The sequence below is a fragment of the Psychrobacter sp. JCM 18902 genome, from assembly GCF_904846615.1.
In the GTDB taxonomy this organism is placed as follows: domain Bacteria; phylum Pseudomonadota; class Gammaproteobacteria; order Pseudomonadales; family Moraxellaceae; genus Psychrobacter.
Genome location: NZ_CAJHBK010000001.1, coordinates 722,313 through 740,073, shown reverse-complemented (window position 1 = coordinate 740,073; position 17,761 = coordinate 722,313). Strand labels below are relative to the sequence as shown.

The following is a 17,761-nucleotide window of genomic DNA, read 5'->3' as shown; positions in this document are numbered from 1 at the left end:
GAGTCGCTTATGTCTCAAGACAATATGCAAGACAACAACATTCAAGACAGCAATGTTGACGCTAACATTGAGATTACCCCTGAAATGCAGGCATTTTATCAACGTGCTGATGCCATTATTGGTATCGCAAACAGTCAGTTGGGTTCTGAAGCGCATTCAGGACAAGTAGGCGCATCACTACTTTATGCCGCAGCACGTTATAGCGCATCTGTCGCCTCTATCGGCTTTGTCAAAGGCGATGACTTTGCCAAAGAAAAAGATGATATCGTTGAATTTTATGTCAAACAGTATCGCCAAATGCTGAGCGACAACCTGACTGATTATGCGCAGAACTTTGATAAATATGTTCAGCTTAATCAAGATGACAAAGCAGCCAAATAGTTCTATCGCCTTTAGCTGGCATTTATAAAACGGCTGGTATAGTCGGTTCAATTTAAAAGTAGTACAAGGCAACCGAGTGTAGATGTATATTTAATACTTCAAGCGAGGTTAACGCAGTAATATTTTTATAGTGGAATGACTATAGTGGTGCTCAAACCCAAGCTTAATCATAGGCTTGGGTTTTTTATTAATCATGATTTGGTAGATGACTGCTGATAAATAGGCTACTATCAATTAAAACCACCTTGTTCATCACATGGTTGTAACCAGCTATCGATAACAGGGACTTACCGAACACTATTTATAAGGACATATGATTATGAACCACTTATTCAAATCATGGCGATTATGCCTGTCATTATTAGGGTTATCAGTCACTATTGCCTTAGCTGGCTGTAATAACATCCAAAGCATCGATACGCCTGACACCGCCCCTATTCATAGCACTAGGCACAGCCAACAGAACAGCGACAACCCTTTCATCAAATGCCCACCTTACAACCCTGAGCAAACGATGTGCACCGCGCAATACGATCCTGTGTGTGTCAAAGTAAAAACCAGCTCAGGATTTAGTTATCGCACTGCGGGCAACTCATGTTCGGCATGTGGCACAACGGCAGCAGTAAGTTATGTTAAAGGACAGTGCTCATAATCTTGCTTCATAACTTTGTGTAAATGCTTTATATCAAACGAAAAAAGACAATCAAATCACATGAAAAAGCACCCGCTTAATCATAAGCGGGTGCTTTTTTATTATTTTTCAGATCAATAAAATCTAACCTTCAGGTTTTTCAAGATCAGGTGGGCCTGTCAACAAATCTTCATCACGAAATTCATTGGCTGAATTATGCTCTGCTGACTCTTCGGTGACAAACCACTGCTGGTTGCGATACAGTATCAAACGATCTCGACTCAAGCCGCGTAATAAGGAGTACATCATAACGACTATCACAATCGCAAAAGGGAAACCTGACACAATGGAAGCTGCTTGTAGCGCACTCAATCCACCTGCTGCTAATAGTACGGCAGCGATGACACCCTCTGTACCCGCCCAAAATAGGCGCTGAATTTTCGGTGGATTGGCATCGCCACCTGAGGTCAACATATCAATGACAAAACTGGCAGAATCCGATGACGTGACAAACCAAAGCACAATCATCACTACGATAAGCAAGTTCAAAGCTGACGTAAATGGATAAGATTCCATCAGTTTGAAGATGGCACTGCCAGTATCTGCTTGGACAGCCTCAATCAAGCCAGGACTAATGAGATTGGGATCAGCGGCTGCCATTAATTCCATATTAACGGCTGAACCACCGAAAGCGGTGAACCATAAGAACAAGATGGTGATAGGAATTAATAACACCCCTAATATAAACTCACGAATGGTTCGACCACGAGAGATACGAGCTACGAACACACCGACGAAAGGCGACCAGCTTATCCACCATGCCCAATAGAAAATCGTCCATGATGCCTGCCAGTTTTCTTGACCATCATACGATTCTGTCCAAAGACCTAATGGCACAATTTGATGCAAATAATTGCCAATATTTTCTACAAAGCTATTAAAGATAAACTGGGTCGGGCCTAAAATAATCACAAAGCTGAGCAATATCACAGTAAATAATATATTGGTATCACTTAAGCGCTTAATCCCTTTATCTAGCCCCATAAATAGAGACAGACCTGCCAACATAGTGATTAAGGCAATCAAAATAATTTGCACTGTAATATTATTGGGTATGCCAAATAACGTCTCAAGACCTGAGTTAATTTGCAATACCCCAAGACCTAAAGTGGTCACTACTCCAAACATCGTACCAAATACCGCTAGTGTATCGACCGTATGACCCCAACCACCATAGATCTTTTTGCCCAATATAGGATATAGTGTCGAACGGATGGCCAGCGGTAAGCCCACTCGGTAATGGAAATAAGCCAATGACAACGCGACCATGCCATAGAGCGCCCATACATGCAAACCATAGTGCAAGAACGAGATATTCATCGCTTGCTTGGCGGCAGCCACTGTTTCAGCTTCTCCTAACGGCGGCGCCATAAAATGGTACAAGGGTTCAGCCGTACCCCAATAGAGCAGACCAATACCGATACCCGCGGAAAATAGCATGCCAATCCAAGATACTAGATTGTATTCTGGTTTCTCATTTTGATGACCAAGCCTGATATCGCCATAACGACTAAATATCATGTAAATACTCATCACCAACGTTAAGTTGACCACCACAATAAAGAACCAGCCAAAACGCAAAGACACGAATGCTTTGGCATGACCAAATAACAATTCTGCTTGCTCATTAAAAAGAGCACCAAAAATAATGAACACAAGAATTAATAACGCTGAAGTTAAAAACACAGGTTTACTTACCCGTGGAAAAGGGCCTAAGCGGCCAACTTTTACATGATCCATTTAGTCATCTCAATTTTTGAAGGGGCTCACCTTAACAAGATACTGCACAACTATCAAATCGAATCAGACACTTTGTAACCTTGCTATTGGTCAACAAATAAAAAAATCCTAAGATAACGATGCATCTTAGGATTTCAAATCACAATTGTTATATTGTATTTTTACGTAAAAAAAGAATAAGCTAACTGCCTGATTCATTTCATAAAAACAGTATTAAAGCTGATATATATAATCTACTAATCACCTTTTACAATTTTAGGTGGTCCTTTTAACAAGTGCTCATCAGCAAACTCATTGGCTGAATTATGATCTGCGGATTCTTCGGTGATAAAGTGCTGCTGAGCGCGATACAGTATCAAACGATCTCGGCTCAAACCACGAAGTAACGCATACATCATCGCAAATACTACTAAAACAAAGGGTAATCCTGCAACGATAGCCGCTGCTTGTAATGCACTTAGTCCACCAGCAGCAAGCAAAACAGCAGCAATGATACCTTCCGTACTTGCCCAGAATAAACGCTGGATTTTTGGTGGGTTGGTATCACCACCTGCGGTCAACATATCAATCACAAAGCTTGCTGAATCGGATGAAGTCACAAACCAAAGGACAATCATAACGACAATCATTAAGGTGACTGGTTGTGCCAATGGATAAAATTCAACCAATTTAAAAATTGCACTACCAAAATCCGTTTGCACGGCTTCTACCAATCCTGGGCTGGCCATAGCGGGATCAAGCGCCGCTAAAAGCTCCATATGGATAGCAACGCCACCGAAAGTGGTGAACCAAAAAAACAGAATCAGCATGGGAATCAATAAAACACCCAATATAAACTCACGAATGGTACGACCACGACTGATACGCGCGATAAATACGCCAACGAACGGTGCCCAACTTACCCACCATGCCCAATAAAATATCGTCCATGATGACTGCCAGTTTTCTTGACCTTCATACGATTCACCCCACAGACCTAGCGGTACAACTACCGAAAGATAATTGCCAACATTTTCAAGATAGCTATCAAAGATAAAAAGCGTCGGCCCTAAGATGACCATAAACCCGAGTAGGATTGCCGTCAGTCCGATATTAATATCGCTCAAGCGCTTAATACCTTTGTCTAAGCCCATCATGACGGAAAAAGCAGCTAAAATAGTAACGAAAACAATCAGACCGATCTGTATCGTTAGATTATTAGGAACACCAAATAATCGCTCAAGTCCTGAATTAATCTGCATAACGCCAAGACCAAGCGACGTTACCACACCAAACATCGTACCAAATACCGCTAAGATATCAACGGCATGTCCCCACGAGCCATAGATTTTTTTGCCCAATAGAGGATAAAGCGTTGAGCGAATCGATAACGGCAATCCACGGCGAAAGTGAAAATAAGCCAAAGACAATGCAACAATCGCGTATAGCGCCCATGCATGTAAGCCCCAATGCAAGAATGTGAAATTTATGGCTTGCTTGGCGGCTTCTATCGTTTCCGCTTCTCCGAGTGGTGGTGCCATAAAATGATACAAGGGCTCAGCTGTCCCCCAATATACCAATCCTATACCAATACCAGCAGAGAACAACATCCCTATCCATGAGAACAAACTGTACTGTGGCGTCTCAGTTTGTGCACCTAGACGAATATCGCCATAACGGCTCATCGCGAGATAAATACAAAGCAACAATGCTAAATTTACTAAAATAATAAATAACCAGCCGAACTTATCCGTAATAAAGTTCTGCAAAAAGCTAAATAACACACCAGCGGTTTCAGTAAAGAAAGCACCAAAGATAATAAATCCAACGATAAGTAGCGCTGAAGTAATAAACACAGGTTTACTTACCCGTGGAAAAGGGCCTAACCTGCCAACTTTTACATGATCCATTTGTTTGTTAGCCTTAGTTTTTTAGGAAGAATACCTTAACAAGATACCTCTCAACTATCAAATCTAATTAGCTATTTACGTTTTTCTTATTGACAGAAATAGACCAAAACCATTTAGCAGCCTAACCTACAATAGTGCAAACGCTTGGAAAGTCGAAGAGCAATGGCTACTAATCACTACTGCGGAATCAATTGTAATAATCCACTATTATCGCCATCTTCTAATACCCAAACTTGTCCATCTACATTTAACACACTACGAATACGCTCGCCCATATCATAGCGATAGCGCTCAGTCGCGTGGCTATTTTCATCAAAATCGACGACTATCAGCGCTTTAGATGATAAGCCACTAATGAGCGCATTACCTTGCCACGCTGGGAAATCATTATATTGTCCAGCGTTATAAATACTCATCGAGGACGGTGATATCACTGGCGTCCAACTAATTTTAGGCGGCGTAAAATTAGGGCGCGTCTCATGGTCAGGAATATCCGTTCCTGTATAGTTACGCCCATTTGATACGATTGGCCAGCCGTAGTTATGACCTTTTTCAATAAGATTAAATTCATCACCGCCCCGTGGTCCCATCTCATGCGCCCAAAGCCTACCTTTTTCATCGAATGCCATACCCAATACATTACGATGTCCTATACTCCAAAACTGTGCGGCAATGTCATTGCTATTATCTGCAAATGGATTGTCTGCTGGCACTGAGCCATCAAGATTTAACCTAATAATTTTGCCTAAATTGACGCTCATATCCTGTGCTGGTGTTTTTTCTTGGCGCTCGCCTGAACTGATATATAAATATTTTCCGTCAGGCGAGAACAGCAAGCGATGACTATAATGCCCCTGCCCTTTTACTTTCGGTGTTTGCTCCCAAATGGGCGTAATATCCTGCAAACGAGGCTTGGCTGTATTTAATCCTATCAATGTCGCTTTGATAACTTTAGCACCAAACTTATTATTATCAGTATCATTCCCTGCTTCAACGTAGCTCATATAGACATGATTAGAAGTAGCAAAATCTGGTGCAAAAACGATATCACCAAGACCGCCTTGCCCACCGTAAGCCACTTTCGGTATACCACTGATGGTTGTCTTGGCACCTGTTGCCGTATCAACAATGAATAACTCGCCTGTCTTTTGGGTGACAAGTAATTTAGGGGGCTTATTATTAACGGTAGGTAATGCTGTCATTGCCCAAGGTTCATCAAACGTGGCAATTTTCTTGGTGATAAAGGTAGGTTTTTCGGTACTTGCTAGCGATTCACTAGCAGAGGCTTGCCCTTCTTTATAGTCTGTCAGGTCTTCATGGGTATTGACGGCAGTTTGATTGGAGCAAGCGGGAGCACTAAACAGCAGTGCGCTGATCATTATCGGTAACATTAATGGCGTGCTTAGGTGCTGCATACCGATGATCGTCATTTTGTCATCTCCGTAACTGTTGATGTCTTATTCCTATTGCTTAGTTTTTAGTGCTTAGTTTATTTATAACATAGTCAAAGCACTCAAACCGTAAATAATAATAGCGCACAAAAAACCCCTTACCTGCCTGTAGAAAAAATAGGCAAGTAAGAGGTTGGTTTTAAACCACGGTCAGTTAGGGTTAGATATTAATTCATGCTACGTTTCTCAAACACCAACTTATCATCTGCGCCGACATCGACTTTGATGATATCTCCTGCGCCAAAATCACCAGCCAATAGCTTCAATGACAATGGGTTTTCAATTTCCTGCTGGATCGCACGTTTTAGTGGGCGTGCGCCATAGACAGGATCATAACCAATCGCAACCAGTTTGTTCATCGCATCAGCTGATAACTCAATATCCATCTCACGCTCATGCAAACGCTGGCGTAAGCGATCCAACTGAATCGCAGCAATACCTGACATCTGCGACATACCGAGCGGATGGAATACCACAATCTCGTCGATACGGTTGACAAACTCTGGGCGGAAATGCTGCCCAACTGATTCCATCACCTCAGCTTTGATGTCTTCGTAACTTTCACCGACCATCTCTTGGATTTTGTGCGAACCCAAGTTACTGGTCATAATGATGACCGTGTTTTTGAAGTCCACCACGCGACCCTGTGAGTCCGTTAAGCGACCATCGTCCAATACTTGTAGCAAGATATTGAACACATCAGGGTGCGCTTTTTCAACTTCATCAAACAAAATCACACTATAAGGCTTACGGCGTACCGCTTCGGTTAATGCACCACCTTCTTCGTAACCCACATAACCTGGAGGCGCACCCACCAAACGACTGACACTGTGCTTCTCCATATACTCACTCATGTCGATACGAACAATCGCATCTTCACTATCGAATAAGAAGTTCGCCAGTGACTTGGTCAATTCAGTCTTACCGACACCCGTTGGTCCTAAGAATAAGAACGAACCTGAAGGGCGATTCGGATCAGACAGACCAGCACGGCTACGGCGTACCGCATTGGCGACCGCTTCGACTGCTTCATCTTGACCGATGACGCGTTCATGGAGCTTTTCTTCCATCGCTATCATCTTGTCACGCTCGCCTTGCATCATTTTACTCACAGGAATACCTGTCGCTGCCGCTACGACTTCGGCAATTTCATTATCCGTGACTTTGTTACGTAGTAGTTTTACACCACTACCTTCGCCTGTCTGCTCTTTTTGTTCTGCCAAGTCAGACTCAGTAATGCGGCGCTCAAGCTGCGGAATCGTCTCATACTGCAGCTTACTCATAGTCTCGTAATCACCTTCACGACTGGCTTTGTCATAGGCGATACGCGCTTTATCCAGCTCGTCTTTTAGCTGCTGACTGCCTTTGACCAAGGCTTTTTCTGCTTGCCAAATCTCATTAAGGTCAGCGTACTCTTTTTCTAGCTCTTCAATTTGTGCATCAAGCACTTTACGCTCGGCTTGCGCACCAGCGTCTTCTTCATTTTTGAGCACTTCGCGCTGCATTTTCAACTGAATCAAGCGACTATCAAGCTTACCTAAGGCTTCAGGCTTGCTGTCCATCTCCATACGTAAACGACTGGCCGCTTCATCAATCAAGTCAATCGCTTTATCTGGCAGCTTGCGATCGGTAATATAACGATGGCTCATCCGCGCAGCAGCAATAATCGCGCTGTCTTGGATATCAACACCGTGATGCAGCTCATAACGCTCTTTTAGACCACGCAAAATCGCAATGGTGTCTTCGACCGTTGGCTCATCGACCAGTACCTTTTGAAAACGACGCTCAAGCGCCGCATCTTTTTCGATATACTGGCGATACTCATCGAGAGTTGTCGCACCGACACAGTGTAGCTCACCACGCGCAAGCGCAGGCTTTAGCATATTACCGGCATCCATCGCACCATCGGCTTTACCAGCACCTACTAAAGTATGCAACTCATCGATAAATAAGATGACATTGCCTTCTTGCTTTGATAAGTCGCTGAGCACCGCTTTGAGTCGCTCTTCAAACTCACCACGGAATTTTGCACCCGCAATCAATGAGCCCAAATCTAACGACAACACTTCTTTGCGGCGTAGTCCTTCTGGCACATCACCATTGATGATTTTTTGTGCCAAACCTTCAATGATAGCCGTTTTACCAACACCTGGCTCACCAATCAGTACTGGATTATTTTTGGTACGACGTGACAGTACTTGAATGGTACGACGAATCTCTTCATCGCGACCAATCACAGGGTCAAGCTTACCAAGTTCCGCCTGCTCAGTTAGATTGATGGTATATTTATTCAGCGCATCACGCTGATCTTCAGCATTTTGATTATTCACGGTATCATCACCTCGCAATTGCTCAATGACTGTTTTTAATTTACTCGCTGTTACGCCCGCACTCTCAAATATCTTTTTGGTTTCACCTTGCTCAGCGAGCGCCAACATCACCCATTCAGTGGCGATAAAATCATCGCCTTCTTTTTGCGCTTGACGGTCTGCCAAGTTCAAAATTTTAACCGAATTTGGGTTTAAATTCACATCGCCGGTTGGCTCACTAATCGTTGCTTGATTGTCGAGCGCCTTTGCCACACCATTCTTTAGCGCAGGGATAGACGCGCCTGCTTGTTGGCAGATAGATAAATTAGACTCATCCTGTAGCAATACTGCAAGCAGATGCACAGGATCAATACCTGTATGGTCACGCCCCAATGCTAGGCTCTGTGCTTCTTGAATGGCTGATTGTAGTTTCTGGGTAAATTTTTCGAACCTCATAATTGTGTCCTTTTATAATTAGTATTATCAGTCAGTGGATGCAACATAAAATACCGAACGCGCAGCATTTAAACATAGCGCTTATCGTCAATTTTATCGTGCTTCAATCACCGTTAGTTGTTATATATATAGGGTATAACATACAAGATTTCAACCTACTTATGCAAGTTGTCAATCAATATCTATGACTTACTAGTAAATACTGAAAAATAGTAAGATTTTATATAGGTAAAAACCTTACCTATAGCAATGATATTATCACAAACTATCAATAGGCACACTAAGAGAGTATTTCAAGAGGATAAATAAAAAAAACAACTAAAAGAGAAGCTTGCTCAACAATGAAAGGCAAGCAAGAGACAGCAATAGCAAAGATTTTAATGCGCTGTAACTGCTAGAAATTTACTACACGATAGCCAGCATTAACATAACGCTCATTCTACAATTTCTATCGATGTACCAACCTTAACTGCCGCCATAATCTCATCCATCTCATTATCAGTGACCGCAATGCAACCATCGGTCCAATCACGTTGTTGGTTAATCCACGCTAGATGACCGAAGCCGTTCATCTGCCCATGAATCATAATATCACCACCAGGATGAACGCCGCGTGATCGTGCCCGAGCTTTGTCAGCAACATTGGGGTAGCTTATATGGATGGAGCGATGGGCAATAGAGTTCTCATTCTTATAATCTAAGATGTACGCCCCCACGGGTGTACGCTCATCGCCTTGCTGCTGTTTATGACCAACCGGACTATCCCCTAGCGCAATACGATAGGACTTAATGACTTTATCACCACTCAATAGCTGCAAAATACGGTCGGATTTATCGACAAAAACTTTATCGATAACCACCGTACTGGAAATAGGCTGACCATTATTGCCTGTACTTTTTGCATCCGAGGAGGCTGTTTTGACATACCCTATCGCACTGGTGCTCATAATGGTGGTCAGCCCCAGTCCTATCACAACGAACAATCGACGCGGCTTTTTGCTAAAATGTAGAGAAAAAAATGACATAGGCTTTAATAACTCCGTTTGGCGTTAAAGAGTGAAATGGCAACATACCACGCTATTAACTTACCAAAGCATCATGCCAGTTTTTGTGAAAATTTCATGGATAACATTAGGATTTTTTGAATATAAAAACTTCGTTAATACCATTACACCATACGAATCGCGCCATCTAAGCGAATGACTTCTCCATTGAGATAGGCATTATCAATGATATGCATGACCAACCTGGCAAACTCATTGGGATTGCCCAGACGCTTAGGATAAGGTACGCCCGCCTCTAGTTGCTCGCGCGCTTTTTCAGGAATGGTCTCCATCATCGGAGTGGCAAAGACGCCCGGCGCGATAGTCATGACGCGAATACCGTGACGTGCCAGCTCACGTGCTAGCGGTAAAGTCAGACCGACGACACCTGCTTTTGACGATGAATAGCTTGCTTGCCCTACTTGCCCATCAAAAGCCGCGATAGAAGCCGTATTAATAATGACGCCATTATCAGCGTTCTTCTCTATGGGGCTGTCTGCGTTATTGGCATTTTCTACACGCTTTGCAATACTGGCTGCGACCAGACGCGCGACATTAAAGGAACCGACAAGATTAATATTGACGCCACGACTAAAAGCATCGAGATCCGCTGGGTTGTTATCACGGTCCAGCAGCTTTTGCACAACGGCAATGCCCGCACAGTTGATAGAACCTTGCAGACCCTCGAATGCCTCTTCAGCCTTATCAACCGCAGCTTGGACATCAGCGCCACTGGTCACATCACAACGTACAAAGCGTACATTGTCACCTAGCTCATTAACCAAAGCTTGCCCAGTTGACTCATTCAAATCAGCAATGACGACCTTGCCGCCCTGACTAACGATAGCGCGGACCACTGACTCACCCAAACCTGACGCACCGCCTGTGACTAAAAAGCTCTGTTGTTCAATGTGCATAATTATTCCTTTTATTAATATTTTTACTGTTATTTTTATCAGTCATCGATTTTTATCTTAACCTGACGATATGAGTGCATTGCTTCATTAGGCCGCAGACAAACTGCGCAGCAAAAAGCGCTGAATTTTACCACTTGGGGTTTTTGGCAACTCTTTTACAAACTCAACCTCACGTGGATAAGCATGCGTTGATAGACGTCTGCGGACTAAGTCTTGAATCTCTTTGGCAATCTCGTCCGTGCCTTCGATACCGTCTTTTAGCACCACATACGACTTAATGGTATGACCACGCACTTCGTCTGGCACTCCAACTGCCGCTGACTCTGCGACTGCCTCATGCTCCAGCACGGTATTTTCAACATCGGTTGGTCCAACTCGGTAACCTGCGGTAATGATAATGTCGTCATCACGCCCTGAAAACCAATAGCTGCCATCACTGTGACGCTCAACCACATCGCCTGTTAAATAGTAATCATCAGCGAAGGCGTCTTTTTCGTTCCAGCTATAGCCGCGGAAATAAAATGCGGGCGATTGACTGACCACTACGGCAAGCTGTCCTTGTTCGCCATCAGCTAATATATTCATATCATCATCTAACACTACCAATGTGTGCCCCGGTAGCGCCATGCCCATCGAGCCAACTGGACATTCATGTGCTAATGCATGATGCTCACAGCAAGTCATTCCCGTCTCGGTCTGCCCGTACTGATCGCAGACTTTACAGTTTAAATAGGTTTCAACCCAATTGACCACTTCGGTATTTAAGGTCTCGCCTGCTGAATTGGCACAGCGCAGTGATAATTTAGCCTCATTGTCATTACTATTGTCATTGTGAGCAGCTTCAAAGACGCCACTCGATTTCATCATCCGAAACGCTGTCGGTGAGGACGCTAAATTACTAATCTTATGACGTACCATAAAGTCGCGGGTATTGGCAGCATCAAAGCCAGCTTCATTAAAATACGTTGTTACCCCTAATAACAAAGGTCCTGTAATCGCATAATAAAGACCGTATGCCCAGCCTGGATCAGCCATGTTCCAGTAATTATCATCCGCTCGCAAGTCAATCGCATAGCGCATGTAAAGATAAAACGCTGAGAGCGCACTTAGCGGCACACTAACGCCTTTTGATTTGCCAACCGTACCTGAGGTAAACATTTGCAGAAAGGGTGCATCGGTATTTAATGAAACCGCGTCTACCGTTTGCGACTGCGTTACGACCTTTTCAGCGTAGCTATCATCACCCCAGCTTTGCGCATCTACCTTGCTACCAACCAGCACCATTTTGGTTTGCTTCGCTAAGTCGTCAAACTTGCCACGATTTTCTTGATTGGTAAAAACCACTTTGGTATTGGCTTTGTCCATCCGATACTTAATCGAATCATAGCCAAAGGCGGTAAATAACGGCTGATAAACCGCACCGATCCGCCAAGTCGCGAGTACAATGGTGAGCAGCTCAGGAGTGCGAGGTAGCATAGTTGCCACTTGGTCACCAATTTGCACGCCATAAGACAGCAATAAATTGGCGACTTGTGCGCTTGCCTTATCAAGCTCAGCAAAGCTCATGCGCGTTACATTGCCCGACGTATCTTCATGCACCAGTGCAATATTATCACCGCGACCATCACGCACATGACGACCACAGCACGCCATATAGGCGTTTAAACGGTCATCTAAATGCTCGCCAAATATTTCTGTCAATAGCGCGTTCATATCAAAATTATGATAGTAATCGCTGTAGCTCATTGGCGGGTGTGCAGTATGATTTGAAGTGGTATTTACGAATGATGGGTCGGAAGAAGAGGTGTTCATAAGCTAATCCTTTAGCAATCGAGGGTCACTGATTCTCTCAGCGATTCATGAGTAGTAAAAACAGTCCTATCCTATAAACTGCTTGCACGTATCAACGTGCGTGTGCTCTATTAGTAACGCATTTTTAAATTTATTTCAATACATAACGTATCATTTTTATAATTCAATCACAAACTCTTGATGGAACTTTATTTCAAAGCACTCAGCAGCCACTTAAAAATCCCAGCAGCGCCTTTTCTTCATAACTTTGATGCTGTTTAGTACGTCCACGGCGCGCTTGTTTATAAGGTTCAAAGAACTGACCAGCCAAAAAGCGCTCTATAATAATGGGATTAATATAAGATGTTCGGCAGACAGCAGGGGTATTGCCCAGCTCATCAGCGACACTTTTTACCATATCAGTCACCAGTTGCTGACGCGCTTTACTATCAGGTTCACTGGCTAATATTGCTTTGCCCTGAGCGCTCTGTAGCTCATCATTCAGGTAACTGGCGGCAAGGACACTGGCCATCCAAGTACGAAAGTCCTTTGCGCTATATAAATTACCGCTATACATCTCACTGTCACGACCATGACCGCTAGTATGCGTGCGTAGATAGTCGTTGATATCGCGACTGTCGACGACTTGTTTATGACCCTTGTCATCCAAATATTTAAAAATCTGATAACCAGGTAACTCAGAACATGCCTGTACAATCTCAATCAAACGCTCGTCTTGCAGCTCTATATGATGCTCTTTGGCACTTTTACCGACGAAATCAAACGCCAGTCCGTTATCAGTTTCGCTCACGTGCTTACTGCGTAGAGTACTCAAACCATAGCTCTTATTGAGCTTGGCATAGCGGCTGTTGCCGATACGAATCAAGGTCGTTTCTAATAGTTTGACCACTGCTGATAAGACATTTTCACGGGATAATGATTTGGCTTTCAAGTCTTTTTCGACTTGCGCACGTAGATTCGGCAATGCTCTAGCGAAGCCTATCATGGCATCGAATTTGGCTTGGTCACGTACGCGATCCCACTCAGGGTGATACAGATACTGTTTTCGTGCTTTGTCATCGCGCCCCGTCGATTGCAAGTGCCCTTTATCATCTTGGCATATCCAAACCTCTGACCACATCGGTGGTATCACTAGCGCATTAAAACGCTGTCGCAAGGCTTTGTCTTTGACCGTTTTGCCTGTGGCATCTTTATAAGTAAATCCGCGCCCCCAACGCCTACGCGTAAACCCAAGCTCATCATCACTGACATAGCGCAGATTAGCAAGGCGAGCGAGTTTTTCATAATCATGGCGTATGTCTTGCGTGGTTGTTTGGTCATTTAGCGTCGCCATAATACATACTCGATTGATAAAATAGTCGTTTTAGCATAATGAATTGCGATGGTTTTTGCTGTTTATTTGCCACGAGCAAAGTGTAATCGATGTGTAAAAAAAACATGCTTAAAAGGGTTCTAAATAATGAGCTTTTGAGCCATAATTTGACAACAATTACAATTTAATTTGAATAAAACACAATGAAAAATACTTCTATAAAGATAGCAGCATTATCTAAAGCCGATTACGAATTTTGGTTACCTTTGTGGCAAAACTATCTAAAATTTTATGAGACCAGTTTGCCATCAAGTACCATCCAAAACACGTGGCACAGTTTGCTCGATAGTAACGTGCCGATTTATGGTTTTGGTGCTTGGCAGGACGATAAGTTAGTAGGTATCACCCATGTGGTGCTACACCCCAATACTTGGAATACCACTGAGTGTTGTTATTTAGAAGACTTATACGTCAATGAACAGGTACGCGGACAAGGCGTAGGACGAGTACTGATTGAAAAGGTGTATGAGTTCGCTCATAGTAAAAACTGCAACCGTGTGTATTGGACGACACAAGAGGGCAACACCACGGCGCGCAAACTCTATGACGCAATCGCCACTCAAACAGACATGGTGCAATATCGTAAAAACTTATAATGGTTGTCCAATACTTTATGACTCAAACTTATCTCAAAATGCAACCATAAAAAAACGCCAAGCGTTAAACACTTGGCGTTAATCTGTTGACTACTACTCTAAAAATACTTATTTACCGTAAACACATAAATAAGCAGTCTCTACTGCCACTTTTACTTGAAACTTCTGATTGGCTTCAACGGTAAATTGCTCACCCGCATTAAAGGTTTGCCACTCATCACTTTCTGGCAATTTGACCGTCAATGCACCACTGACCACGCTCATGGTTTCAAATTCGCTGGTGCCAAATTCGTACTCGCCAATTTCCATCACGCCAACTGTTGCAGGCTTAGTCGCCGTTTGAAAGGCAATAGAAGTGACTTTATTATCAAAATAACTGTTAACGCTTGGCATAATTTTCCTTAATTAAATATTAATTACTATTTTATTTTACAATCCCGCTTTTAGACTCGCTTCGATAAATTGATCGAGGTCGCCATCGAGTACCGCACCGGTATTAAAGGTTTCAACGCCAGTACGCAAGTCTTTGATACGTGAATCATCGAGTACATAAGAGCGAATTTGACTGCCCCAACCGACGTCTGACTTGCCATCCTCGACCGCTTGCTGAGATTCCATCCGTTTTTGCATCTCAAGCTCATAAAGCTTAGCGCGTAACAACTTCATCGCCGTCGCTTTATTCCCATGCTGGCTACGCTCATTCTGACAAGTGACCACCACGCCACTTGGTTCGTGGGTGATACGTACCGCAGAATCAGTCGTGTTCACATGCTGACCACCTGCGCCAGATGAACGATAAGTATCGATACGCAAATCTGCTGGATTGATGTCAATCTCGATATTATCATCAATTTCAGGCGACACAAAAACGGCAGCAAACGAGGTATGACGACCGTTATTGCTATCAAATGGCGATTTACGGACTAAGCGATGCACGCCGATTTCGGTACGTAACCAACCAAAAGCATAATCCCCTTTAATCTCAATCGTTGCTGATTTAATACCAGCCACGCTACCAGAAGACACTTCAATAACTTCAACTTTGAAGCCATGCGATTCCGCCCAGCGTGTATACATACGCAACAGCATCTCTGCCCAATCCTGCGCCTCAGTGCCACCACTACCCGACTGGATATCTAAGTAGCAGTTATTAGGATCCATCTCACCGCTAAACATGCGACGGAACTCTAAATCAGCAACGCGTTTCTCCGCATTGTCGAGCTCTGCTTGCACATCCGCCAGCAAGGATTCATCCTCTGCTTCTACCGCCAGCTCAAGCATGGCAGACGCATCTTCCAATGTGCTCTCAAGCGACACCACAACATCGATGACACCATCAAGCTGGCTTTTTTCTTTATTAATTTTAGTCGCACGCTCTGGATCATTCCATAGCTCGGGGTTTTCTAACTCTAAATTGACTTCTTCTAAGCGTTCTTGCTTACCATCGAAGTCAAAGATACCTCCGCAAGTCCTGCCCACGCTCTGATAAATCTTTGATTCGTTCTTGATACGGATTGATTTCCATAAGGTTTCCTGTCTTTTTAAATAAATATCTCACTGATATGGCGCTATTTTAAATGAGATTGACAATAAATAGTTGGCTAATTATGACTGGCTTTATATTAAATAACGTTAAACAGCCTAAATCGACCAATCCTCAACCGCCCAGCGATGGGCTAACGCATGCGCATGCAGCGCGTCATCAGGTGACACACAAATAGCCACATCCGCCCACTCAAGCAGCGGAATGTCATTTTTGGAATCTGAATAAGCATAAGTTTTATCAAACTCAACACCCGCTGATTTTTGCTTATCTATCCATTTATTAAGATGATAAATCTTACCTTCTTTAAAGTTTGGCTTGTCGGTAAGTTTACCCGTATAGCGCTCATTTTTTATCTCAAGCGGCGTTGATAACACATTGGCACCTTCGATACCAAAACGCTTGGCAATGGCGGATACCACAAAATCATTGGTCGCAGAAATAATCACCACCTCATGACCTTTTTCAACATGCTGACAAAGTACTTCCATCGCTTTTGGGCGTATGTGCGGCTCAATTTCACTTTTAATATAGTCTTCTCGTAGCTCATGCAATCTATCCATCGGCAAGCTACTTAAAAACTGCGCCACAAATTCATTATATTCCGTCGCATCAAGCGTACCTTCGATATAGTCTTGGTAAAACTTTTGATTGGCCGTGCGGTATTGCGCTTCATCGACGAGGTCGTGTTTGACGATATACTCGCCCCATAAATAGTCGCTATCGACGTCGAGCAAAGTATGGTCTAAATCAAAAAGTGCCAGCTCTTTTGGAGAAAGTTGTGCTTGTGTTGCCTGCATAATGAGACCTTATTATTGTTTGTTGAAGGACAGAAATACAACTGGTTTTTAATAACTTCCGCTTTGGAGATAGATAATGATATGAAAAAATTTCTCAATAATTTTTAGTGAATGCTACTGTTTACCAAACAAAATTATGGTAAATTTATTTATATAACTTGTGGTTAGGCTGTGTCCTCAATCTGAACGAAAGTGCCTAAATGGTGCTAAAAATGGTGATACGCCCTAGTATCTGTTTTGCTTACTTCATCATAAAAATAGAGAATCGCATGGAAACGCCTGATGTCAAAACTGTCTTGCCAAGTAAAACGCGTCGCCCTGCCCGTTCGATCAAAGAAATCAGACAACGTCAGCTGGGTGAAAGCTATCAATCACCTTTCGACCGTATACTGTATGCGCTCTTAAATGGTGTGATGTACGGCGTTGGCGGTTTACTGATCGATCTTGCCATTGTTGTCATTCGCTCAATAGCTGGTATAGGTAATGGCGACGTTTTTTGGTTATTCACCCCATTTATGTTGGTCGTAGGCGCAATCATGGGTTTTATCGTTGGTAAAAATGCTGGCGCTGAAAGCGTCAATGCGCTCAACATCAACGAAACAACCAATCATAACGCTTACCTTAATGACTACTCTATACGCCACGATATTTTTCGCGGACTGATTATTGGTATTATCATTTTTGCCATCATTTTTGCCATCATTTGGCTGGTCATGATGCTGATGGTATAAAGCTTCTCTATGTAAAAAACGTTTGCCTGA

15 protein-coding genes are annotated in these 17,761 nt (G+C 43.3%); 4 read left to right on the top strand and 11 right to left on the bottom strand.

Annotation, left to right across the window (positions count from 1 at the left end; translation table 11 throughout):
• The first annotated feature begins 9 nt into the window (after positions 1-9).
• Both JMY05_RS03055 and JMY05_RS03050 read left to right on the top strand, forming a co-directional pair.
• Positions 10-381 (top strand): DUF3144 domain-containing protein, encoded by a 372-nt coding sequence (locus tag JMY05_RS03055; RefSeq protein WP_201614137.1) that lies wholly within the window; start codon positions 10-12, stop codon positions 379-381.
• Between the two features lie 319 nt (positions 382-700).
• Positions 701-1,033 carry a hypothetical protein gene (locus JMY05_RS03050; RefSeq protein WP_045445531.1) on the top strand — a complete coding sequence of 111 codons (333 nt, stop codon included), beginning with the start codon at positions 701-703 and terminating at the stop codon, positions 1,031-1,033.
• A gap of 123 nt (positions 1,034-1,156) precedes the next feature.
• On the opposite strand, the gene JMY05_RS03045 is transcribed toward JMY05_RS03050, so the two are convergent.
• The 8 genes from JMY05_RS03045 to JMY05_RS03010 form a co-directional block, all read right to left on the bottom strand.
• Positions 1,157-2,812 (bottom strand): BCCT family transporter, encoded by a 1,656-nt coding sequence (locus JMY05_RS03045; RefSeq protein ID WP_201614135.1) that lies wholly within the window; start codon positions 2,810-2,812, stop codon positions 1,157-1,159.
• A gap of 236 nt (positions 2,813-3,048) precedes the next feature.
• The gene (locus tag JMY05_RS03040; RefSeq protein WP_045445529.1) at positions 3,049-4,701 is read right to left on the bottom strand and encodes a BCCT family transporter; all 1,653 of its coding nucleotides are present in this window, start codon (positions 4,699-4,701) and stop codon (positions 3,049-3,051) included.
• Positions 4,702-4,877: 176 nt separating this feature from the next.
• On the bottom strand, positions 4,878-6,131 hold the full coding sequence (locus JMY05_RS03035; protein ID WP_045445527.1) for a PQQ-dependent sugar dehydrogenase: 1,254 nt from the start codon (positions 6,129-6,131) through the stop codon (positions 4,878-4,880).
• A 188-nt stretch (positions 6,132-6,319) separates the two neighbouring features.
• Entirely contained in the window at positions 6,320-8,917 is a 2,598-nt protein-coding gene (gene clpB / locus JMY05_RS03030) for an ATP-dependent chaperone ClpB (RefSeq protein WP_045445524.1), read from the bottom strand.
• A 434-nt stretch (positions 8,918-9,351) separates the two neighbouring features.
• Complete coding sequence (locus tag JMY05_RS03025) at positions 9,352-9,942, bottom strand: L,D-transpeptidase family protein (RefSeq protein ID WP_045445521.1); 591 nt, start codon at positions 9,940-9,942, stop codon at positions 9,352-9,354.
• A gap of 143 nt (positions 9,943-10,085) precedes the next feature.
• A complete protein-coding gene (locus tag JMY05_RS03020; RefSeq protein WP_045445518.1) occupies positions 10,086-10,877 on the bottom strand; it encodes an SDR family NAD(P)-dependent oxidoreductase in 792 nt (263 codons plus the stop codon).
• Between the two features lie 87 nt (positions 10,878-10,964).
• A complete protein-coding gene (locus tag JMY05_RS03015) occupies positions 10,965-12,689 on the bottom strand; it encodes an AMP-binding protein (protein WP_201614134.1) in 1,725 nt (574 codons plus the stop codon).
• A gap of 202 nt (positions 12,690-12,891) precedes the next feature.
• A complete protein-coding gene (locus tag JMY05_RS03010; protein WP_201614133.1) occupies positions 12,892-14,022 on the bottom strand; it encodes a DNA topoisomerase IB in 1,131 nt (376 codons plus the stop codon).
• A 182-nt stretch (positions 14,023-14,204) separates the two neighbouring features.
• On the opposite strand from JMY05_RS03010, the gene JMY05_RS03005 reads away from it, so the two are divergent.
• On the top strand, positions 14,205-14,657 hold the full coding sequence (locus tag JMY05_RS03005; RefSeq protein WP_045445516.1) for a GNAT family N-acetyltransferase: 453 nt from the start codon (positions 14,205-14,207) through the stop codon (positions 14,655-14,657).
• A 108-nt stretch (positions 14,658-14,765) separates the two neighbouring features.
• On the opposite strand, the gene JMY05_RS03000 is transcribed toward JMY05_RS03005, so the two are convergent.
• The 3 genes from JMY05_RS03000 to JMY05_RS02990 form a co-directional block, all read right to left on the bottom strand.
• Positions 14,766-15,050 carry a pyrimidine/purine nucleoside phosphorylase gene (locus JMY05_RS03000; protein WP_045445514.1) on the bottom strand — a complete coding sequence of 95 codons (285 nt, stop codon included), beginning with the start codon at positions 15,048-15,050 and terminating at the stop codon, positions 14,766-14,768.
• Positions 15,051-15,086: 36 nt separating this feature from the next.
• A protein-coding gene (gene prfB, locus JMY05_RS02995) for a peptide chain release factor 2 (RefSeq protein ID WP_157292386.1) occupies positions 15,087-16,182 on the bottom strand; the annotation gives its coding sequence in 2 pieces (ribosomal slippage) (positions 15,087-16,109 and positions 16,111-16,182; 1,095 coding nt in all).
• A gap of 116 nt (positions 16,183-16,298) precedes the next feature.
• Positions 16,299-17,000 (bottom strand): HAD family hydrolase, encoded by a 702-nt coding sequence (locus JMY05_RS02990; protein ID WP_045445508.1) that lies wholly within the window; start codon positions 16,998-17,000, stop codon positions 16,299-16,301.
• Positions 17,001-17,269: 269 nt separating this feature from the next.
• On the opposite strand from JMY05_RS02990, the gene JMY05_RS02985 reads away from it, so the two are divergent.
• A complete protein-coding gene (locus JMY05_RS02985; protein WP_201614132.1) occupies positions 17,270-17,731 on the top strand; it encodes a hypothetical protein in 462 nt (153 codons plus the stop codon).
• Positions 17,732-17,761: the final 30 nt, after the last annotated feature.